General features: G+C 38.0%; 21 protein-coding genes and 1 pseudogene. 10 read left to right on the top strand and 12 right to left on the bottom strand.

Annotation, left to right across the window (positions count from 1 at the left end):
* Positions 1-39 precede the first annotated feature (39 nt).
* The 8 genes and pseudogenes from FJR04_RS15030 to FJR04_RS26495 all read right to left on the bottom strand — a co-directional run.
* Entirely contained in the window at positions 40-363 is a 324-nt protein-coding gene (locus FJR04_RS15030) for a phasin family protein (protein ID WP_168496139.1), read from the bottom strand.
* Positions 364-534: 171 nt separating this feature from the next.
* A complete protein-coding gene (locus FJR04_RS15025) occupies positions 535-1089 on the bottom strand; it encodes a methylmalonic aciduria and homocystinuria type D protein (protein WP_168496137.1) in 555 nt (184 codons plus the stop codon).
* Between the two features lie 129 nt (positions 1090-1218).
* Positions 1219-1812 carry a transposase gene (locus FJR04_RS15020; RefSeq protein WP_168496135.1) on the bottom strand — a complete coding sequence of 198 codons (594 nt, stop codon included), beginning with the start codon at positions 1810-1812 and terminating at the stop codon, positions 1219-1221.
* Positions 1813-2055: 243 nt separating this feature from the next.
* Positions 2056-3417 carry an OB-fold nucleic acid binding domain-containing protein gene (locus FJR04_RS15015; protein WP_168496133.1) on the bottom strand — a complete coding sequence of 454 codons (1362 nt, stop codon included), beginning with the start codon at positions 3415-3417 and terminating at the stop codon, positions 2056-2058.
* Between the two features lie 36 nt (positions 3418-3453).
* Positions 3454-3618: a hypothetical protein gene (locus FJR04_RS15010; protein WP_168496131.1), complete on the bottom strand. Its 165-nt coding sequence runs from the start codon at positions 3616-3618 to the stop codon at positions 3454-3456.
* A gap of 48 nt (positions 3619-3666) precedes the next feature.
* A complete protein-coding gene (locus tag FJR04_RS15005; protein ID WP_168496129.1) occupies positions 3667-3894 on the bottom strand; it encodes a ChpI protein in 228 nt (75 codons plus the stop codon).
* A gap of 136 nt (positions 3895-4030) precedes the next feature.
* Positions 4031-4789 carry a hypothetical protein gene (locus tag FJR04_RS15000; RefSeq protein WP_168496127.1) on the bottom strand — a complete coding sequence of 253 codons (759 nt, stop codon included), beginning with the start codon at positions 4787-4789 and terminating at the stop codon, positions 4031-4033.
* Between the two features lie 105 nt (positions 4790-4894).
* Positions 4895-5044: pseudogene (locus tag FJR04_RS26495) on the bottom strand (element excision factor XisI family protein); the annotation flags it as partial.
* 139 nt (positions 5045-5183) lie between these two features.
* On the opposite strand from FJR04_RS26495, the gene gatA reads away from it, so the two are divergent.
* From gatA to FJR04_RS14980, 3 genes are all read left to right on the top strand, one after another.
* Positions 5184-6644 (top strand): Asp-tRNA(Asn)/Glu-tRNA(Gln) amidotransferase subunit GatA, encoded by a 1461-nt coding sequence (gene gatA / locus FJR04_RS14990; RefSeq protein ID WP_168496125.1) that lies wholly within the window; start codon positions 5184-5186, stop codon positions 6642-6644.
* A 107-nt stretch (positions 6645-6751) separates the two neighbouring features.
* The gene (locus FJR04_RS14985; RefSeq protein WP_168496123.1) at positions 6752-7756 is read left to right on the top strand and encodes a hypothetical protein; all 1005 of its coding nucleotides are present in this window, start codon (positions 6752-6754) and stop codon (positions 7754-7756) included.
* A gap of 215 nt (positions 7757-7971) precedes the next feature.
* Positions 7972-8967 (top strand): protochlorophyllide reductase, encoded by a 996-nt coding sequence (locus FJR04_RS14980; protein WP_168496121.1) that lies wholly within the window; start codon positions 7972-7974, stop codon positions 8965-8967.
* Positions 8968-9090: 123 nt separating this feature from the next.
* Here FJR04_RS14980 and FJR04_RS14975 read toward each other — a convergent pair whose 3' ends face one another.
* Entirely contained in the window at positions 9091-10107 is a 1017-nt protein-coding gene (locus FJR04_RS14975; protein WP_168496119.1) for a TOBE-like domain-containing protein, read from the bottom strand.
* Positions 10108-10251: 144 nt separating this feature from the next.
* Positions 10252-11517 (bottom strand): tetratricopeptide repeat protein, encoded by a 1266-nt coding sequence (locus FJR04_RS14970; protein WP_168496117.1) that lies wholly within the window; start codon positions 11515-11517, stop codon positions 10252-10254.
* Between the two features lie 95 nt (positions 11518-11612).
* Here FJR04_RS14970 and trmFO point away from each other — a divergent pair, with 95 nt between their 5' ends.
* On the top strand, positions 11613-12932 hold the full coding sequence (trmFO, locus tag FJR04_RS14965; RefSeq protein WP_168496114.1) for an FADH(2)-oxidizing methylenetetrahydrofolate--tRNA-(uracil(54)-C(5))-methyltransferase TrmFO: 1320 nt from the start codon (positions 11613-11615) through the stop codon (positions 12930-12932).
* A gap of 308 nt (positions 12933-13240) precedes the next feature.
* The gene (locus FJR04_RS14960) at positions 13241-14440 is read left to right on the top strand and encodes a murein hydrolase activator EnvC (RefSeq protein WP_168496112.1); all 1200 of its coding nucleotides are present in this window, start codon (positions 13241-13243) and stop codon (positions 14438-14440) included.
* A 91-nt stretch (positions 14441-14531) separates the two neighbouring features.
* Here the strand turns inward: FJR04_RS14960 and FJR04_RS14955 are convergent, their stop codons facing one another.
* Entirely contained in the window at positions 14532-15668 is a 1137-nt protein-coding gene (locus FJR04_RS14955; RefSeq protein ID WP_168496110.1) for a cob(I)yrinic acid a,c-diamide adenosyltransferase, read from the bottom strand.
* Between the two features lie 320 nt (positions 15669-15988).
* Between FJR04_RS14955 and fraC the strand changes: the two genes are divergently transcribed.
* Genes fraC through FJR04_RS14940 form a run of 3 tightly spaced genes read left to right on the top strand, consistent with a single transcriptional unit; the run spans position 15989 to position 18394 of the window.
* The gene (gene fraC / locus FJR04_RS14950; RefSeq protein ID WP_168496108.1) at positions 15989-16525 is read left to right on the top strand and encodes a filament integrity protein FraC; all 537 of its coding nucleotides are present in this window, start codon (positions 15989-15991) and stop codon (positions 16523-16525) included.
* Positions 16526-16577: 52 nt separating this feature from the next.
* Positions 16578-17588, top strand: a complete 1011-nt coding sequence (fraD, locus tag FJR04_RS14945; protein WP_168496106.1) for a septal junction protein FraD — start codon at positions 16578-16580, stop codon at positions 17586-17588.
* 26 nt (positions 17589-17614) lie between these two features.
* Positions 17615-18394, top strand: a complete 780-nt coding sequence (locus tag FJR04_RS14940; protein ID WP_168496104.1) for an ABC transporter permease — start codon at positions 17615-17617, stop codon at positions 18392-18394.
* A gap of 155 nt (positions 18395-18549) precedes the next feature.
* On the opposite strand, the gene FJR04_RS14935 is transcribed toward FJR04_RS14940, so the two are convergent.
* A complete protein-coding gene (locus FJR04_RS14935; RefSeq protein WP_168496102.1) occupies positions 18550-19437 on the bottom strand; it encodes a carbohydrate ABC transporter permease in 888 nt (295 codons plus the stop codon).
* Positions 19438-19520: 83 nt separating this feature from the next.
* Here FJR04_RS14935 and FJR04_RS14930 point away from each other — a divergent pair, with 83 nt between their 5' ends.
* Together FJR04_RS14930 and purN are read left to right on the top strand one after the other, a co-directional pair.
* Positions 19521-20456, top strand: coding sequence for a type IV pilin-like G/H family protein (locus FJR04_RS14930; protein ID WP_168496100.1), 936 nt, complete (start codon positions 19521-19523; stop codon positions 20454-20456).
* A gap of 9 nt (positions 20457-20465) precedes the next feature.
* Positions 20466-21107: a phosphoribosylglycinamide formyltransferase gene (gene purN, locus FJR04_RS14925; RefSeq protein ID WP_168496098.1), complete on the top strand. Its 642-nt coding sequence runs from the start codon at positions 20466-20468 to the stop codon at positions 21105-21107.
* The last annotated feature ends 26 nt before the right edge of the window (positions 21108-21133 follow it).

The raw sequence follows: 21133 nt of genomic DNA, 5'->3' as shown, positions 1-21133 counted from the left end.
CTGACAGAACACAAATTAGTTTAAATCAGAAATGACATTTTAGCGCCACAGTTTATTTTCTAAATCCCTGACTTGTCGCTCTAAACGGTCAATTCTCCCTCGTAATTCGTCTACTTCCGACTGACGCGCAACTCCCAAATCCTGCATCATATTTCGCATTTGTCGTTGCATTTGTTCGTCCCAATTGCCTTGTTCAGATTGTAACTGAGTTACAAGATCATCCATTACTGCTTTAGCTTGATCAGGATTGAGCTTACCGTCTTTTACCAATTCATCACTGACTTGCTTAAGTTTGTCTGCAACTAAAGAAGTTGTCCCAATACCCAACATCATTAACTGCTGCAACCAGTTGTTATTATCCATATTCCCTACCTCTGTCTTGTTGCTAAGTGAACTAAATATCCTGGATTTACCTAATTAGGCTTTGGTAAAAGCGTGGTAATTCTAGCCTACACATTTATTTTGGCAAATTTTGTTAGTTGTCAGTTGTCAGTTGTCAGTAGGAAAAATCTGCTCCCCTGCCCCTCTGCCTCTTCACCCCTCTATCCATCCGTGCATTGGTGCGATCGCTTTAGTAACTAACTCGATGATATCTGGAGGTGCTTCCGAAAGCATGACGCTAGGATAAACAGCCGTTCCCCATTGGGGATGTACAAGCACATGGCATTTATTTTCAATTGCTGGATATTTCAATAAAGCTTGGGCTACTGCTGTATCATCGTGGGGAACTAAACCAGAATGAGATAGTAATGGATAGCCTGTACGGGGATCTATTAGGTCTGTTAAATATCCGCGATCGCGCAAATTAAATGCCACATCGCAACCAAAACGCATAAATTTTTCTCGCAGCTTTTCTTTTTCTATTTCTGTTTCTATAGTCATTTCCTCTAAAGGATATTGTGATTGCTGCAAGATAATCACTACCCATAAAAACTGTTGCTGTTTCCAGTCTGGTAATATCTGTTCGCAATTAGCACAGATATATGGACTGGGAGTATGAATGGATATCTCCACTTCTTGTCCTGTTCTGCCAACTAAATGAATCGGACAGCTAGGTTCTGAAATATAAACTTTGGGATAATACACCACATTTATTCTGTTTATGAAAGTTTTTAAATTTATCTCTGCTAAAAATGATAACTCTTAAATCTACAGATAAATCATCCAATTTTGCGAATAATTAGGTAAGGACAATTATTTACTAAAATATGCCGTGTGTTAAAATCGAACATCAATCAGCTTTTTCTGCCATTCAGAATTATTGTGCGGATGTTCTTCATCATCCTCCCAGTTTTGAGGATTACTCAAGATATATTGTTTAATATTACTTAAATGCTCTTCACTCCTAATGACCGATTCATAATAATTACGTTGCCAAAAAGAAACATCAGAATCATAACGAATTAAATTAACGCGCCGAGTCACAGAGCATTTAAATCCATTAATAAATGAACCCAAAGAACGAGACTGTAAACCCTCTTGGTTGAATCCCTGAATGCAATAGCTTCGCTCGCTGTAGGCATCTCCCTTCCCTTGATCTTGATCTTTAATCCAAACAATTCCATGTAAATGATTAGGCATTAAAACCCATTCATCCAATTCAATCTCTTGCCGAATTTCTGATGATTTTAACCATTCTTGAACAACTATTTGGCCAATTTGATTTAGCTGTATTTCACCCTGTTTAACATCACCAAACCAGCATTGTTTCTGATAAGTACAAATCGTCACAAAATAAGCTCCAGCTTGAGCATAATTGTAATCAGTAAGCCGAATTGAACGGCGGTGATGTTTTTCGGGATCAAACGTCATAACCAAATCAATAATTTAATTTCGTAGGGGCTTACGGTGTAAGCCCTCTTAATTCACGATTACATACATATAAGGGAAAGAAGTGATATGAGACAGACATAATATGGTTGATTTCGTAGGGGCTTACGGTGTAAGCCCTCTTAATTCACGATTACATACATATACAAGAAAGGCGTGATATGGGACAGACATAATATGGAAGGGCGCAGGCCCTGCGCCCCTACGTGCGAAATGTATTATGGTTTAACCGCTGGTTAGTTGTTTGATATGCGCTGGGAATCTGGCATTTTGTAGTGCTTGTACTGCTGTTCCTGAATCTTGTACCCAAAACTGTCTACCAAAGCGGACAATTTCTCGGTGATTTCCGGCTTGAACAACCCCAATTACTGGTATTCGTGATTTATCTTTATCCCCAGCCTGTGTTTTAAGAATAGTATTTAAACGATGTTGTTCTTCAATTGTCCCGGCTTGTTGTGGACTAAGTTCCACTAAAATCATTTTTACTGTTTCTACAGTTTCGGCATCTTCAAGAATAAATTGAGTTTGATCATCACGGCGATCTACCTTACCCCAAATAATCAATCTAGCATCAACTTCTAGTAGAGAACTAATCCGCTCGTATGTTTTAGGAAAAACGACAGCTTCTGACGCAGCAGATAAATCTTCAACTTGCAAAATTGCCATAGAGTCGCCTTTTTTTGTGACAACCTTTTTGACATTATTCAACATTACCACGGCACAAAGTAGGGAATCATCTTTTTGTTCTCCTAGTTGTGCGAGGTTAATAGGTGCAAGGACTGAAGATGATTGTCTAATAGATTTGAGAGGATGATCTGATAAATAAAATCCTAATAATTCTTTTTCCATCCGTAATTTTTCTTGAGGTGGTAAATCATTGACAGGAGGAGCTTTCGGTGCAGATTCAAAAGCGTTCTTTTGGGGTTGGTTATTGTTATCTGCAAATCCACTTCCTAATAAATCAAAGATGTTTCCTTGTCCACTGGCTTTATCTCTAGCTCTAGATTGCGCCCACTCATAAACTAATTCTGAATCATGAATTAATTGGTTGCGGTTAGGTTCAATTTTATCAAACGCTCCACAGTTAATTAGTGATTCTATAGTTCGCCGATTCATCGCTCGTAAATCAACGCGATCGCAAAAATCCGCCAGAGATTTAAATGGGACTAATTCTCCTGATTCTTCCCTAGCTTCTAAAATTGAGGCGATCGCATTTTGTCCCACATTCCGCACCGCCGAAAATCCAAATAAAATCTTCCCATCTACCGGAGTAAAATCTAAACCAGAGCGATTAACATCTGGTGCATCAATCACAATACCCATATTAGAGCAATTATCAAGATACTTCCGCACTTTGTCAGTATCCCCACTGTTAGCGGTTAATAACGCCGCCATATATTCCAATGGGTAATTTGCTTTTAAATATGATGTTTGATAAGTTACGTAAGCGTAAGCTGTAGAGTGAGATTTATTAAAACAATTAGAAGCAATAAAACCATTTTTAATCACAAAATTATGGTCACTTTCCACACCAATATCATAAACATTGGCTTGACCCACATAAGTACGAGAAACTATTTTAACCATATTATTTAGCTCTTTGTAAATTTGTTTATTGATATCTTAATAGTCATTATCAGCCACACAAATACCTTTACATTTAATACCATTTGTAGCAGTGCGTAGACAATGGGGACAGAGAACCTCTTCCTTTTCCGTTGCTTGATTTATCTCTATATTAGTATTTGCCTGTAGCTTGTCTTTTTCTGTCTGGATTTTATCATTCATAGGAAGGTAGTAATTTTTCGCTGTTTAAATTTTACAAGTCATCCAATTTTATTGAGATATCGTATGGGCTTGTAGACTTACAAACAATGGATCAATACTGCTATTTTCATCGGCATATATAGCATCTAATTGTTGAGTAATTTGATCCGGTTGATGAGTTCTCAAGTATTCTTTAAGTGCCACAGCATAAAGCTGACTACGAGATAAACCTTTATGTTTTGCAAACTGTTCAGCAGCTTCAAAAAGAGGGTCAGGAATGGAAATTGCTGTTTTCATAGCTTGGTATAACTTGAGTTATACCTTTATGTTACCGATTTTTTGTAATTAATGCTGGAAATTTAGCTATTTCTACGGCGAGCGAAGCAATCATACTGCTACCCAAAAATCATGATTGAGTTGAGCAAAGCTGTATCTAACACTTTCCCATCCTTACCGATTTTGCTCCACAGCCTGTGATGTAAGAATCTATTATGTTAATGTTGTCATCTTGCCTCTTCAGATTTCCTACTACTTGAATACTCGTTAGAGATAATATTATTTTTAGTAATTCTGTCTTGTGTTCTTCACTTAACATTACTGGATATTTTCCACGTATTTTATTTTCTATCTTCGATTTAAGCTCGGATGTAAGTAACTCTAAATCAAACTTTACTCTATCACCGTCATCAAAAATTGGCAAAAAAGAATACTCATCTTTTCTATCAAACCATTGCCTACTTACATAAGTGTATTTTCCAGTATGTTGTCCAATAAAAGGGTATTTAAAATGTCTTTCCCATAGGCTAGATTTATTATTTTGGTAATCCTGTTTAAACTCTTTAGGTATTCCTTGTTGCTTATCTGGCCACTTGGCAGCATGATCTACAACAAAAACTGTGTCTAGTTGAATAGTTCTTTTATGGGCAGCATCTCCACTACAGAAAAATATATATGATCCTTCTGTGATATAGGCATCATTTGACTCAGGACTTCTTCGTAATTGCGTGGCATGACAGTACGAATAAAGCCACTTTTCTGAAAATACAAATGGATCTTCATTTCCATCTGGTTCATCTACCCAAACATTACCTTGCCAATCTGTAAGTTGATGTTCAATTAAAGCTTTACCTTTGACTTCAGTTTTTTTCCTTGCATAGTCAGGATGGAATATTAAATAATGTAGTGGCTGCATCAATAACACCCAATTCAGGTAACATAACTATTATACTGTAATTACGGAATAACCCTCAAGTATTTTCTCCCCAATTGCTCATTGTTCCGATTTCATTGATTAAATTTATATCACAGCATATCCCTTATGTTGCCTAACATTTTGCGGGTGAAAACCTAAAACAATCTTATCTTTAGGAATTCCCGCTGCTTCTAATTCATAGGTAATACCATCTTCGGTATCATCTCTTTGTACCCAGATTTTGCCATCAATAATCTAAACTCTCAAAACTCTCTTTGCGTCTGGAGCGCCTCTGCGTGAGAAAAAAATCTGCTGTAACTTCAGACGAAAATTCCCCAATCCCCAGTCCTGGAAATGCTAAAATCAATGACTTGATTCCTTAAAGAGAACAATTATGGCATCCATCCGCGAGTTGCACGAACAGATAATCAGTAAAGAACGTTCTGCCGTTGAAATTACCCAAGAAGCATTAAATCGGATTCAAGAGTTAGAACCAAAACTGCACAGTTTCCTCACTGTCACGACAGAACAAGCCTTAAAACAAGCTCAAGCTGTGGATGCAAAAATTGCTGCGGGAGAAGAAATTGGCATCTTAGCGGGGATTCCTATCGGGATTAAGGACAATTTGTGTACGAAGGGGATTGTCACAACCTGCGCTTCCCGGATTTTAGAAAATTTCGTGCCACCTTACGAATCCACCGTTACCCAAAAACTAGCTGATGCTGGGGGTGTAATGGTAGGTAAAACCAACTTAGATGAGTTTGCAATGGGGAGTTCTACAGAAAACTCCGCTTATCAAGTTACCGCTAATCCTTGGGATTTATCCCGTGTTCCTGGTGGTTCTTCCGGTGGTTCAGCAGCAGCCGTAGCAGCCGATGAATGTGTGGTTTCCCTGGGTTCGGATACAGGGGGTTCAATTCGTCAACCGGCTTCCTTCTGCGGTGTCGTAGGGATGAAACCAACTTATGGGTTAGTTTCCCGTTATGGTTTAGTGGCTTATGCTTCCTCTTTAGACCAAATTGGACCATTTGGACGCAGTGTAGAAGATGCGGCTATATTGTTGAGTGCGATCGCTGGCTATGATCCACAAGATTCCACCAGTCTCAAAGTTGCCATTCCTAACTATGCTGCTAGTTTAAAACCGGATCTCAAAGTTGGCAAAAAATTGAGAATTGGTGTAATTACAGAAACCTTTGGTGAAGGTTTAGATCCAGAAGTAGAAGCCGCTGTCACCAAAGCCATTGAACAACTTCAAGAATTAGGTGCAGAAATTCATCCTATTTCTTGTCCCAGTTTCCGCTATGGTTTACCAACTTACTATATTATCGCTCCTTCGGAAGCATCAGCTAATTTAGCGCGTTATGATGGCGTTAAATATGGTTTGCGTTCTCCAGATGCCGATAATCTTTTATCAATGTACACCCGGACTCGTTCTCAAGGTTTTGGAGCGGAAGTCAAACGCCGGATTATGATTGGTACTTATGCTCTTTCAGCTGGTTATTATGATGCCTATTATTTGAAAGCGCAAAAAGTCCGTACTTTAATTAAACAAGACTTTGAAAAAGCTTTTGAAACAGTAGATGTTTTAATTTCTCCAACTGCACCTACAACCGCATTTCAAGCTGGAGAAAAAACCACTGATCCTTTGAGTATGTATTTAAATGATTTAATGACTATTCCTGCTAATTTAGCTGGTTTACCTGGTATTAGTTTACCTTGTGGTTTTGATAGTAAAGGTTTACCAATTGGACTACAAATAGTTGGTAAGGTTTTAGGAGAAGAACAACTTTTCCAAATAGCTTATGCCTATGAACAATCAACTAATTGGCATTTACAAAAACCCAAAATTGCTTAGTTTTTTCCTCGTAGGGGTTTACGGCATAAACCCCTATATTATTACTTTTTTTCATGTGTTCAAAAAATGTTAGATTAACATTTCTGTATTAGTCAAAATCAAATTAAATGACTCGCTTTATACATGACCAATTCGCCAAGCAATATCTAACTGAACTATTAACACCTTACGGGCAAGTAGAAACCAGCAAAGATATCACCGCAGAAGTTAGACAAATAGACGTTTTATTTATCCCCTCATCCCAACCAACACCAAGCCTAGAAACACTCGGATTACTAGGGCAAATGGCGACAAATTATGCTATATTTGAACCATTTCGCAATGCCGTTAGCAAAAGTGAAATTCGCAGTTGTATGGGTAAATTATTTGACATCCATGCTGATCTAGAACGGCAATCTAACCGCAATAATACCCGTATAAATGAAGCAGAATTACCTCGTCTGTGGATTTTTACTCCTACAGCATCAGTGGAACTTCTAGCAAGTTTTAATGGTACTGCGGATGAAGACAACTGGGGAAAAGGAATTTATTTTTTTGGAGAAGGATTCAAAACAGTAATTATTGCGATTCATCAACTTTCTAGTACACCAGAAACATTGTTTTTGAGGGTTCTAGGAAAAGGAAAAGTACAAAGACAAGCAGTAGAAGAATTAGAAGCACTGGCTAATGATAGTCCTTTTTTTGCGGATATTATACAATTAGTACATAACCTAATTGCTGTATTATCGGCTCGTCAGCGTCAAGAACAAGATATTGATAAAGATGATCAGGAGTTGATTATGAAATTATCGGAAATTTATCAGCAACAATTAGAAGAACTGAAAAAACAAGGACTTCAAGAAGGACGACAAGAAGGACGACAAGAGGGACGACAAGAAGGACTTCAGGAAGGAATTCATGTAGGACTTCAGGAAGGACGACAAGAAGGACTCAAGGCAGGTGTAGAAAGAGAAAGACGTGCTATGATTGAAAGTATCCTACAAGTGCGTTTTGGTCAAATTGATGCAGAATTAACAAGAATAATCAATCCTCTAATTGCCATGTCCAGAGAAGAATTTACTCCTTTACTTCTACAATCATCTCGTGAGGAATTATTAGCTAAATTTGCCTAACAATAGTACAGAGAAAGTAGAGAATTAGGGGTTTAGCAATGCTAAATCCCCACATTTAGGTTTTGAAAATATGTTCATTGATTGCCATGATCCATAATTGATTATATTTTGTTCACGACTAATTTAGGATTACTATAGAAGTTTCAAAAGTATGAGATCATCAAGATCATATAAACTGATTTTTAATCAACGTATAATCAAAGGAGTCTAAACAGATGGAACAAAATCGTCAGTCAACAGTAATCATCACTGGTGCGTCTTCAGGAGTTGGTTTGCAAGCAGCAAAGGCGATCGCTGATAAAGGAAACTGGCACGTCATTATGGCTTGTCGGGATTTAATTAAAGCCGAAAAAGCGGCTCAAAGTGTGGGAATGCCTAAAAATAGCTACACACTGATGCACATTGATTTAGGCTCGTTAGAAAGCGTTAGACAGTTTGTTAACAATTTTAGAGCCACTGGCAAATCCTTGGAAGCCTTGCTTTGCAACGCTGCCATTTATATGCCTTTAATTAAAGAACCTTTATTTTCTCCCGAAGGATATGAATTAACTGTCACCACAAATCACCTCGGACATTTTTTACTGTGTAACTTGATGTTGGCAGATTTGCAAAAGTCACCTGCTGCTGATAAGAGATTGGTAATTTTGGGAACTGTGACTCACAACCCAGATGAATTGGGTGGAAAAATTCCTCCTCGTCCAGATTTGGGTAATTTTGAAGGTTTTGCCGCCGGTTTCCAAGATCCAATTTGCATGATTGACGGTAAGCAATTTGAACCAGTCAAAGCTTACAAAGATAGCAAGGTGTGTAACGTTCTCACCATGCGCGAACTACATAATCGTTTTCATGAATCAACCGGCATTACCTTCAGTTCTCTCTATCCTGGTTGTGTAGCGACAACGGCGTTATTCCGCAATCACTATCCGCTGTTTCAGAAAATTTTCCCTCTTTTCCAAAAGTATATTACTGGGGGATTTGTCACTGAGGAATTATCTGGACAGCGCGTTGCTATGGTAGTTGCTGATCCTGAATACAAACAATCAGGTATTTATTGGAGTTGGGGAAATCGTCAAAAAGAAGGACGGACATCTTTTGGACAAAAGGTTTCTCCCCAAGCACGAGATGATGAAAAAGGCAAGCGGATGTGGGATCTCAGCTATCAGTTGGTGGGATTGGGAAAAGAAGCTGAAAAAGCAAAATCTCTAATTTAATTGATAATTGATAATTGATAATTGGTAATTCAGAATTGTCAATTGTCAATTGTCAATTGTCAATTGTCCATTGTCCATTGTCAATTGTCCATTGTCCATTGTCAATTGTCCATTGCCTGTTCCCTAAATTGAATAATAAAGGGGAAAAGATTTAGCATCTTTAGGCTTAACGTAAACCTTTTCTTGGGGTGCTAATTTTAATTCATCAAACTGTTCCCTTGTTAAATGGGCTTTAATCATTTGTCCGTCATCTAAGGTTAATTCAACTTGAATTTCCCAGCCTAAATGAATGATTCTGCTAACTGTAGCTTGTGCTGTTGTCCCATTACTAACTGTTTCAATGATGATATCTTGGGGACGCAAAAATGTTTCTGGATTTGTTGATTCAAAACCGCTACTTTGAAAAATTTTCGCAGAACTTGGTAATACATTCACCGGACCGATAAAACTCATCACAAAGGCTGATGCAGGATGATCATAAATATTTGCGGGTGTTCCTACCTGTTCAACTTTGCCTTTATTCATTACCACGATTTCATCAGCAACTTCCATTGCTTCTTCTTGATCATGGGTAACGAAAACTGTGGTAACATGAACCTCATCATGAAGACGACGTAACCAGGCTCGTAAATCTTTGCGAACTTTGGCATCAAGTGCGCCGAAAGGTTCATCTAATAATAAGACATTGGGTTCTACAGCTAAAGCTCTAGCTAATGCTACCCGTTGTCTTTGTCCACCGGAAAGTTGTGAAGGATAGCGATCGCCTAATCCACTTAATTGCACTAATTCTAATAACTGTTCTACTTTCCCTTGAATTTTCTTTTTGGGGGCTTTGCGAATTTCTAAGCCAAAGGAGATATTTTGGCGGACAGTTAAATGTTTAAATAGGGCATAGTGCTGAAAAACAAAGCCAATATTTCTTTCTTGCACACTTTGATAGGTGGCATCTTTACCAGTCAGAATTATCTTACCACTATCTGGCATTTCCAAACCAGATATTAACCGCAATAGGGTGGATTTACCAGATCCAGATGGACCAAGTAAAGCTACTAGCGAACCACTCTGAATTTCCAGATTTACTTGATCAACTGCTTGGAAACTACCAAAGTGTTTGGAGACGTTTTCAACTACTATACCCACTTATATTATCCTTCTACAAATAATCTACGGTTTTTAGGTAGGAATACCGTATTTTACTATTTATATCATAAATCTCTGCTGTGGTATCATGAAAATTCATAAATTTCCAGAATTTGAAGTTTTGGGTTAAATAATCAAATTTTATCACTGGCGATCGCGCTCTAACTGATCAATTACCTTTTGCAAATACCAATCATCTGACATTCCCGGATAATTATATTCCTGTTGCTGAATTAAACGGTTTGCTATTTCCTGTTGTCCTCCCACTAAACGCAAAAGCCGCTGTCGTAAAATTTGATATTTCTGATTTTTGATTTCGGGATTGGAAGTTTGAATTTTTTGTAAACTATTTAATACCTGTTGATAATTTTCCCAATCTTCTTGTTCGCAGTAAATACTAACTGCTTTTTGATAATCGGATATAGCATTTTGAATTTCTTCTAACAATGTATAAACAAGACCACGATGATAGTAAGCTGGAGCATAATTAGGATTGAGTTGCAGTGCTTGACTATAGTCTTGAATTGCTTTGAGATAATCACTCATACTGCGATAAATATTCCCTCTAGCAACATAAACTAAGGGATCTTCAGGTTGTTTTTGTAATGCTTGGTTTAAATCAGACAATGCTCCTTGATAATCACCAATTTGGGAACGGGCTTTTCCTCGGTTACGATAAACAATCCCATCTTGAAAATTTAGTTGTAGTGCATGATTAAAATCGGCGATCGCTTCATGATAATTACCAAGTTTACACTGCACCACACCACGACAACAATAAGCTTGGGCATCATTGGGATCAGCCTTTAATACCCAATTCAAATCAGCAATTGCGGCGCTGGTTTCTCCTTGTTCTGCCTTTGCTAATAATTGTTGAAAATATTGATTAGTAGAAATTATAGATTCAGGAGCAGACTTAGTTACTGGCTGAATTGATTTCTCTGGTGATTGTAGTTGTTTAATTTTTTCCAAACAGCTATAACATTTGTCTTTATCTTTCTGTTCTAAATATAATTCGGCTGCTTTTTTAAAATTAGCGATCGCCTCTTGAATATATCCTTGTTTCCGTCGCACCATTCCCCGTAAATCATAAGCAGCCGCATAAAGAGGATTAAGACGAATTACTTTTTCTACATCATCTAAAGTCCCCGGCAGGTTTTTTAATGTTAACCTAGCTAAAGCTCGACAATAAAAAGCTTCTACACTCAATTCATCCAATTTTATCGCCTTGCTATAATCATCAACAGCTTGGAGAATTGCCCCAGAATCATAATATGCTAAACCTCGTTGGATATATGCCTTGCTAAAGTTAGGATTTTCCTGAATAGCAGCGTTAAAATCCTCTATAGCACCTGCATAATTTTTTTGTTGAGCTTTTTCTAATCCCCGATGGTAAAATTCGTTATTCATATTGGTAATTGGCAATTGGTAAATATAAATTACCCATCATCATCAGTATATTCTTGTTATCATTATTTAACCAAAGCAAAAATAAAAAAATCACTATGACACAAGCACCGATACAAGTAATTGGAGGTGGACTCGCAGGAACAGAAGCAGCGTGGCAAATAGCTCAAGCAGGCGTTCCTGTAATTCTCCATGAGATGCGCCCCAAAAGGTTCAGCCCTGCCCATCATACCGAAAATTTGGCAGAATTGGTATGTAGTAACTCCTTTGGGGCAATGGCAAGCGATCGCGCAGCCGGATTATTACACGAAGAATTACGCCAACTCGGCTCTATTGTCATCTCCAAAGCAGATGAACACGCAGTCCCCGCTGGTGGGGCTTTAGCGGTAGATAGGGGACAATTTGGGGAAGATTTAACCCAAACTTTAGCAAATCATCCTTTAATTGATTTTCGTCGCGGGGAAGTTACCGCAATTCCTGAAGGTATCGTTGTTTTAGCTTCTGGACCTTTAACCAGTCCCGATTTAGCCGCAGATTTACAGCGATTTACGGGGATGGAATATCTCAATTTTTTTGATGCTGCTAGTCCAATTATTGTGGGTGATTCTATTAATAAAGATATTGCTTTTATGGCTTCCCGTTATGACAAAGGTGAAGCAGCTTATCTGAATTGTCCCATGAATAAAGAGCAGTATTTAGAATTTCGAGAAGCACTTTGTCAAGCAGAACAAACAGAATTAAAAGACTTTGAAAAGGAAACAGCAAAATTTTTTGAAGCTTGTTTACCAATTGAAGAAATGGCACGCAGAGGGGAAGATACCATGCGCTATGGTCCTCTCAAACCAGTGGGTTTATCTGATCCTCGCAATGGAGAACGTAATTATGCGGTAATTCAATTGCGACAAGAAGATAAAGCTGGTCAACTTTGGAATATGGTCGGATTTCAAACTAATTTGCGTTGGGGTGAACAAAAACGAGTTTTTCAAATGATACCTGGTTTGGAAAAAGCTGAGTTTGTCAGATTAGGAGTCATGCACCGCAATACTTTTTTAAATGCACCACAATTAATGTCTGCAAGTTTGCAATTTAAAGAACGTCCAACTTTATTGGCTGCGGGACAATTAATAGGAACAGAAGGTTATACTGCTGCATCTGCGGGAGGTTGGTTAGCGGGAACAAATGCAGCCAGGTTAGCATTAGGAAAAGAACCACTAATTTTACCCATCACAACGATGATGGGGGCTTTATTTGAGTTTATCAGATCCGCTGCACCTAAGCATTTTCAACCCATGGCTCCTAATTTTGGTATTGTCCCAGATTTGGGTGTGAGAATTAAGAGTAAACCGGAAAAATATGGTCGTTACCGCGATCGCTCTTTGGCTGATTTAGCAAGTTGGAAATCTACAAATTTAGGATAATCAATCAGATCCCCGACTTCTTTTTTGGGCGTTGCTGATAGCCTGCGTGGCGATAGCCATATTGAGGTATGAAATTCCTAAATTGAACCTTTAAAACTCTTACCTTTGCGTCTTTGCGCCTTTGCGTGAGACTAAAATTCATACCGTTAATCAGCAACGCCCTTTTTTGATATTGTCAATAAATTATATACAGTAGGGGCGAAGCATTTGGTGTAAGGGCGAAGCATTCGGAAAATAAACTTGGGAAAAACCGAGAATTTGTCGCCCGAATGCTTCGCCCCTACTCAATTTAAGGAAATGAAAACGGCATGGCATTTTTCTCAAAAATTAGATGGTGGTGGTTATTCCTGATATGTGGCTGCATTTTCTGGATTGTTGTCATATTGTTACCAGTATCAGCAAATTCTATTAATACTCTTAAACAACAACAACAACAAGTTCAGCAACAACGTCAAAATGTTATTCAAGAACAAAATCGCTTAACCAATTTACAAAACGAAGCGCAAAAACATCTTGGTGGTTTGAACGAAAATCTCCAAACTACTAATAATTATATTCAAGATAGTGAAACCAAATTACAACAAGCTACCCAAATTCTTCAACAGTTAGAAAGTGATTTAGCGATCGCTCAACTGGATTATGAAAATCGCCAAATAGCTACAGTAACAAGGTTGCGGTTTCTTCAGCGTTCCCCAACTTCTCAAGGTTGGGCGGTTTTATTACAAAGTCAAAATATTAGCGATTTTATTAGTCGTCGTTATCACCTAAAATTAGTTTATCAAGCAGATCAGCAAATTTTAGGAAAACTATCTCAACAAGCAAACTTATTAATTAAACAAAGAACAGAAGTAGAAGGACAAAAAAATCAAATTGCTTTAATCAGAGAACAATTACTAGCTCAAAAAGCAGATTATCAAACTCAAACACAATCACAAACAGAATTAGTTCAACGATTAAATAGCGATCGCTTGGCCTTAGAAGCCGCCCAAAATCAACTAGAACAAGACTCTCAAAGTCTCACCCTTTTAATTCAACAAAAAATTGCCGAACAACAAGCCTTAGAAGCAGCCAGAGCCAAAACAGCTAGTAAAAATGTGATTATTCCCGGAACAGGGATCTTTGCACTTCCCAGCAACGCACCCACTAGCAGCCCTTTTGGTTGGCGAGTCCACCCTATTCTCGGCTATCGGCGCTTTCACGCAGGTTTGGATTTCGCCGCCAGTCATGGTAGTCCAATTCGCGCCGCAGATTCAGGAACAGTGATTTTTTCCGGTTGGTATGGTGGTTATGGAAAAGCCGTCATTATTAGTCACAGCCAGGGACTCACCACCCTCTATGGACACAGCAGCGAACTATATGTGAGTGAAGGACAAACCGTACAAAAAGGACAAGCGATCGCTGCTGTCGGTTCTACAGGTTTATCCACAGGTCCCCATCTCCATTTTGAAGTCCGTCGTAATGGTACACCAGTTGACCCAGCAATGCTCATTTTGAAACAAATAAGATAAAATTCTCTGATTTAAATAGAGAACTTGTGTTGAACTATCGTTTTTTAACAGTGGAAATACAATGGAGGGCGCAGACCCTGCGCCCCTACGGTTAAAAATCTACTCCTCGCTTCAGTTCTACTCCTTGATTTGCGTAGTGTTTATGACAGTAAACCTCCGAGTGAATACTGGCTAAATCAAAATATGCTGGTTGGTTTTGACAGCGACCAGTAATAATGATTTCTGTGTCTCTGGGTTTACGTAGCAAAGCTTGCACAATAGGATCTACAGGCAATAATTCTAAATCCACAGTGGGATTGAGTTCATCGAGAATGATGGTTTTATACACACCAGAGGCGATCGCTGTTTTGGCAATTTCCCAACCTCTCTGCGCTTCTATATAGTCTAAGTCTTGTCGAGAATTACGCCAAACAATGGCATCACGTCCACAACGTTGATGATCTACTACTTCAGGATAGGATTGTTGTAAAGCTGCGATCGCTGCATCCTCAGTATAACCACTACCACCTTTCAACCACTGCATAATTAATACACGGGTAGATCCAGGATGATTAATACCTCTACCAATGGCCTGCAGGGCTTTACCCAAGGCACTGGTAGATTTACCTTTACCCGCACCAGTATAAATTTCAATCCCTTCAATTAATAGTTCTGCGGCTGTTGGATGATGATGGGGTTTCATTTCCGAATGCAAATCCGCAATATCTAGTAACTGTTGCGGTGCAGCGCGTCCAGTAGCGATAATTTCCAATTCCTGGAGTTTAGATTTTAAGGTTTTTACCACCTCATCCACAGGTAGCAAACCCAAATCTAAAACCGGGTTAATTTCATCTAGGACTACAACCGAGTATAACCCTGATGCGATCGCCCCCTTAGCTACATCCCAACCCCGTGCAGCTTCAGTTCTATCAAAAAGTGTAATCTCATCATGGCCAAAAAACTCCGCTCTTCCTGTGCGAACCTGATCGATTAAATGGGGAAAACCACGCTGTAAAGCTGCGATCGCACCATCCTCATCATAATCACGTTCTGGACCTTTCAAAAACCGCAATAGTAAGACGCGGTTAGAATCACTCGGTGTATTTATTCCCAAACCAATCGAGCGCAAAACCACCCCTAAAGCCGCTTGGGACTTACCTTTCCCAATGCCATCATATACGTGAATTTGACCTGTAAGCCGCTCAGAACGCACTTGCGCTGTGCGAATACCGATGCCGTTCCTTGTCATCTTTTGAAAAGCTATAAAGTGGCAATTCCTTATCTTATCGAAACTATGGTCTAGGGTGTGGGGTTTTATCTTCATTCCTACGTATCAAAGTTTGATAGATGTATTAATAATCTTAATCAAAATCTCTTGGCATACCCAGATCATAAATGCCATAACAATGAGATAATTGCCTACTATCCGTATTCTTTCAGTTATAATCTGGACAACTAAGTAAAAAAAATCAAAAATAAGTCAGTAGAGACATTCCTCCAGAACATCTCTACAGGAGTCAGCAATTTCCCATAAATTATAAATTACAAAATCTCGTTGTTTTCATAACTATGTCTGAAGAATTAACACTACCCATAATTTTACCCCTTGGTGCAATATTTTTTGGCATATTATTCTTACTGACTGCCATTCCCATAGAAGCTTACGTCCTGAATAAGTCCCTAAAGTTTGATAAAAAAACTAGCATTTTTTATGCTATTTCCATGAATGTTTTTTCTTGTGTAATTGGCTGGATTGTGTTTTTTGTAACTGAGCCAATGTTCTCTATTGCTATGAAATCAGAATTGATTAATTACATATTTTTCAATAAGCTCAAAGATCCTAGCATTGGGACAATGATAGTCCTATTATCCTTTACTATTTTTCTAGCGACTTTTTTAGTTAAATTTCTCCTGATTAAGCTCCTGATAATTTTCATGGATGAGGCAGGAAAAGCCAAAGAAATAGAACTCGCTTCCTCACAACAAAGAACAAGCTATATGAATATAGCTAAATTGCAAAATACTAATCTCATAACTGCTACATTAATAGCAAATTCACTCAGTTATAGTGCTATAACCTTGATCATCTTAATTCGCTCTCGGTAAAAATAGATGAAAGACATGAACAATCATCTCAACATAAATTAGAGGTAATCAAATGGATTCATTATTCAAAGATGTATTAGGCATATTTAAATTTATTCAAGGTTTATTTGCTGGAGTGCAGAAACTTTTCACGCCACCAAAAGCATATTCATGGCAGACATTTATTTACTTGAGTCTTTTTTCTTGGGGAATATCATATTTTGCCGTCGGTTACATAAAAGATACTATTGCTTTTTGTGGTTGGCTATTTTTAGTAGCAGGAACAGCTTGGTATACTACCGATGATCCTTTAAGATTTCCGGGAACTTTTATGCCCATAGGGGCTATCATCACTGGCTTTTTAGTCAGTGTTTTTGCCTTTGGCCATCAAGAGAATGTATTAACATCTAATACCATAGTTATTTGGCCGACAATAGCCGCCATAGTCACCGCCCTACCTAACTTTTTTGAAGGAACAGGAGGAACATCCGCAAAAGCCAAACTTCCTAAATTACAAGACCGTCAAAAAGTTGTAGTTTTGTTAGGTTGGTGTATGCTGATTAGTTGTTGGATTCAGTTTTACTTTGTGATAGATAAATGGTTGAAAGAATATCCTAGTTTACGTGCAGACAACTTTGAAAAAAGTGCCTTTGTGATTAGATTAGAACCACCAACACCTCAGCCCAAAAATGGTGATTTGATTTTAAATAAAATTCAACCATTAGTTAATCAACAAATTGGCAATAGACCTTGGTCAGAAGTCGAAAAATGGTTACTAGAAGCTGATCAACAACTAGGTAACTTAGGTAGAAGAACCATTGAAAGTAACCTGAATAAATCTAAAGAAAAACTACTATGGCGAGTTGAACCCCGTGTAGTGAATATCAAATCTGGATATAGACTGGACATTTTAACTATTTGGGGTGGACCAAGTGCAGATGCTCAAGGATATTACTGGAGAAAATCTTGTCTGATTCAACCATCTAATCCTAGTCAACAAACAGAGAATAAAACCACAGTAGCTAAAGTTGCTTGCGATCGCACAAGTACATTTATCGTCGGTTCTCCACCAGCACAACAATAAGGGAAAATTAAACATTAATAACTACTATGAATGTAATTAGAACTGTTGTCATGGCCAAGAATGTGTTTAAGGAAGTGATCCGCGATCGCATCCTCTACATTATTGGTTTTTATGCAATCCTTCTGGCTATTGCTTTCCGCGCAATTCCTGAATTTGCCACCACTACTGCTGATAAAATCTTTTTAGACTTTGGTTTAGCAGCCATGAATGTCATTGGTTTGATTGTGGCTATATTTATCGGTACGGGATTGGTTAACAAAGAAATCGAAAAACGCACCATCTTAGTATTAATTGCCAAACCCATCAGCCGCAGTGAATTTATTGTCAGTAAATACTTAGGACTATCAGCCGTTATCGCTGTCTTAATTTCCACAATGACAATAATCTATGTCGGATTTTTGCAAATTGGTCAGGTATCCTATCCAGTTACTAGTATTTTTCTGGCTGCACTATTCATATTCTTTCAATTATGTTTAATTACGGCTGTAGCCATCACACTAGGCGTTTTTACCAGTTCCCTTATCGCCACAGCTTTAACATTTGCAGTCTATTTAATGGGGACTATTACTCAAGATTTAGTGGCATTAGGTCGCTTAAGTGAAAACCCAGGTATGGAACGCATCACTCAAGGGTTATATCTGTTATTACCAGATTTATCTAGATTAGATTTGAAAAATGATGCTGTTTATGGTTTACAAGCATTACCTGACACAATCACATTATTTACTAATGCTGGTTATGGTTTACTTTATAGTTTTATGTTGTTAGCATTTGCTATTCTCATCTTTTTACGCAGGGAGTTTTAATGAATCGGTGTTGCTGATTAAGAGTATGATTTTGTTTCACGCAGAGACGCAGAGTCACAGAGAGTAAGAGTTTGAAATAATTGATTTTTGAATTTCATACCCTAATTCAGCAACGCCATGAATCAGTTTTTTGACTCGGTGACTCCTATCCCTAATTAATCATTTCCCCATGTTCTTAATTGCCAATAGACTAATAATAATGTCACTCCTAAAAGTACCGTTGCTACTGCTGCGGCATAACCAAAATCAAATTGCCCAAATGCTTCTTGATATGTATAGTAAACCAACAAATTGGTAGAATTTAATGGTCCACCACCAGTCATGACATAAACAGGTTCAAAACTACGTAATGTAAATATTGCTGTAGTAATGGTCGCAAATATTACCGTTGGTCTGAGTCCTGGTAGGGTAATATGCCAAAATTGTTGCCAGTCATTAGCCCCATCTAATTCCGCAGCTTCATAGCGACTCAGGGGAATTGCTTGTAATCCGGCTAAAAAAACTACCATATTAAAGCCGATTTGTTTCCAAATACTAAATAAAATAATTACTGGCATTGCCCAAAAGGTATTTGATAACCAAGAAATTGTACCAATACCATACATAGATAAAAGTCCATTGATTGGTCCTGTATCTTGAAATAACCAGCGAAAACCTAAGCCAGCAGCCACAAGGGAGATAATTGAGGGGAGAAAATAGGCACTGCGTAAAATTCCTCGCATGGGGATGGCACGATTTAATAATACAGCTAGCCCTAGTGGAATTACTAAACTGGGAATGAGGGTAGCGATCGTGAAATAAACCGTATTAAAAATAACTTGCCAAAAATCCGCATTGAATAACAATCGCTTGTAATTTTTAATGCCTACCCAATAAGTACCGCTAGAAGTGAAACTACCAGCAGTGAAACTAAGGTAAAACAAATAGATAATCGGCCAAATTATAAATAAACCTAACAAAATCAGGGCTGGGGTGAGAAAAATCCAAGCCGCAGCAGTATCATTGTCTAGCAGTTTCATCTGAGAAGGACGAGGTGTTGTCATGATTATGTTATTTAATAGGACTGAGAAATAGCATTAGCACCATATTGAAATAAAATTCTATTAATACATGGGAATATCCTTAAATGCCGTATCTTGTTCTTGACTTTGACAAACTCAAAAATGCTAGTAAATTCCTAACTTACAGCTTATTAGTGGCTTTACCATTGACATTTCATACAAATGTACTAGCTCAACCGACCACAGCACCAACACCTACTGTATCCCAACCAGCTAATTCTTCAGAAGACGCTATTCTGAAAAAACTGCTGGGACGATGGGAAAATAAGGATTCTTTAGGTCTAGATATCAATTTTCTCTTCACTGCTGATGGTAAGCTATTTTTGATTATGGGGATTGCTGAAAAATCGGCTGCTTACCCATTAGAGTATCGGATTAACTCGACACCAAACCCAATGTATTTGGATATTATTCTCCCTGATAATCCTAAACCAGTTTTAACTATTTTTGATTTTACTACTGATGGTAAAATGCGGCTACAACTAAAGGATACTGATCCTGGACAACCTAGACCTAATCAGTTTTCTCCAGATGTATCTCTGTTTACAAAGGTTTCTGATAATACAACATTACCAGAAAATGTTGAAGTAATTGATCCGAATATGGAAAAACCAGCTAATAATCCAGAAGCTGAAGCTGAAATAATTATCAAATCAATGAATCGCGCCCAACAGGCTTATTTTATAGAGTTGAATAAGTTTGCCAACACTATTCAAGAACTAAAAATTGGCATTGAGTCGGAAACTGAGAATTACCGTTATCGCATTATTCCTCAAGGTAAAAATAATCAGCGTGTTGTGCAAACAGCTACTGCTAAAAAGCCTGATTTGAAAAGCTATACAGGAATTGTATTTATCAAAAAAAACAACAGTGAAATATTGCCAAATACGGCTATTTGTGTAACAGTTAAACCTGCCACTAAACCCCCAGCCATTCCCAAAATTCCTACAAAAGCTGCTCAGGAAGTTCAATGTCCAGTAGGTTCAAGTTTGTTAAAATAATCATTATTTATGATTCATGATTCCCCAAAAAATACTACGGCTAGTCTCATTTCTCCTGATATTGATCATCACCAAGTTTCCGCAAATAAGCCTGTGAAATTGGGAATAATGGCTTCTGGAAATGGGAGTAATTTTGAAGTGATTGCTCAAGCGATCGCAGATGGGAAAATTAACGCCCAAATTCAAGTTTTAATTTACAATAATCCGGAGGCGAAGGCAGCAACTAGGGCTGAAAAATGGGGTGTAAAAGCTGTATTATTAAATCATCGTGACTGTAAAAGTCGGGAAAAGTTTGATGGTAAAGTTGCCGAAACATTAAAGCAGTATGATGTGGAATTCGTAATTATGGCGGGATGGATGCGATTAGTTACACAAGTGTTAATTGACGCTTTTCCCAATCGCATGATTAATATCCATCCTAGTTTATTACCGAGTTTTAAGGGAGTACGGGCTGTAGAACAGGCTTTAGCTGCTGGAGTAAAAATTACTGGTTGTAGTGTGCATTTTGTTTCTTTAGAAGTTGATAGTGGAGAAATTTTAATGCAAGCCGCTGTTCCCGTGCTACCAGATGATACATCAGAAACACTACACGCGAGAATTCAAGTACAGGAACATCGAATTTTACCAATGGCGATCGCACTTTTAAGCTAGGGGGCAGTTCAAGAATTGACAATTGA

This window comes from Anabaena sp. UHCC 0204 (assembly GCF_009711975.1).
In the GTDB taxonomy this organism is placed as follows: domain Bacteria; phylum Cyanobacteriota; class Cyanobacteriia; order Cyanobacteriales; family Nostocaceae; genus Dolichospermum.
This window is presented reverse-complemented; position numbering and strand designations above follow the sequence as displayed.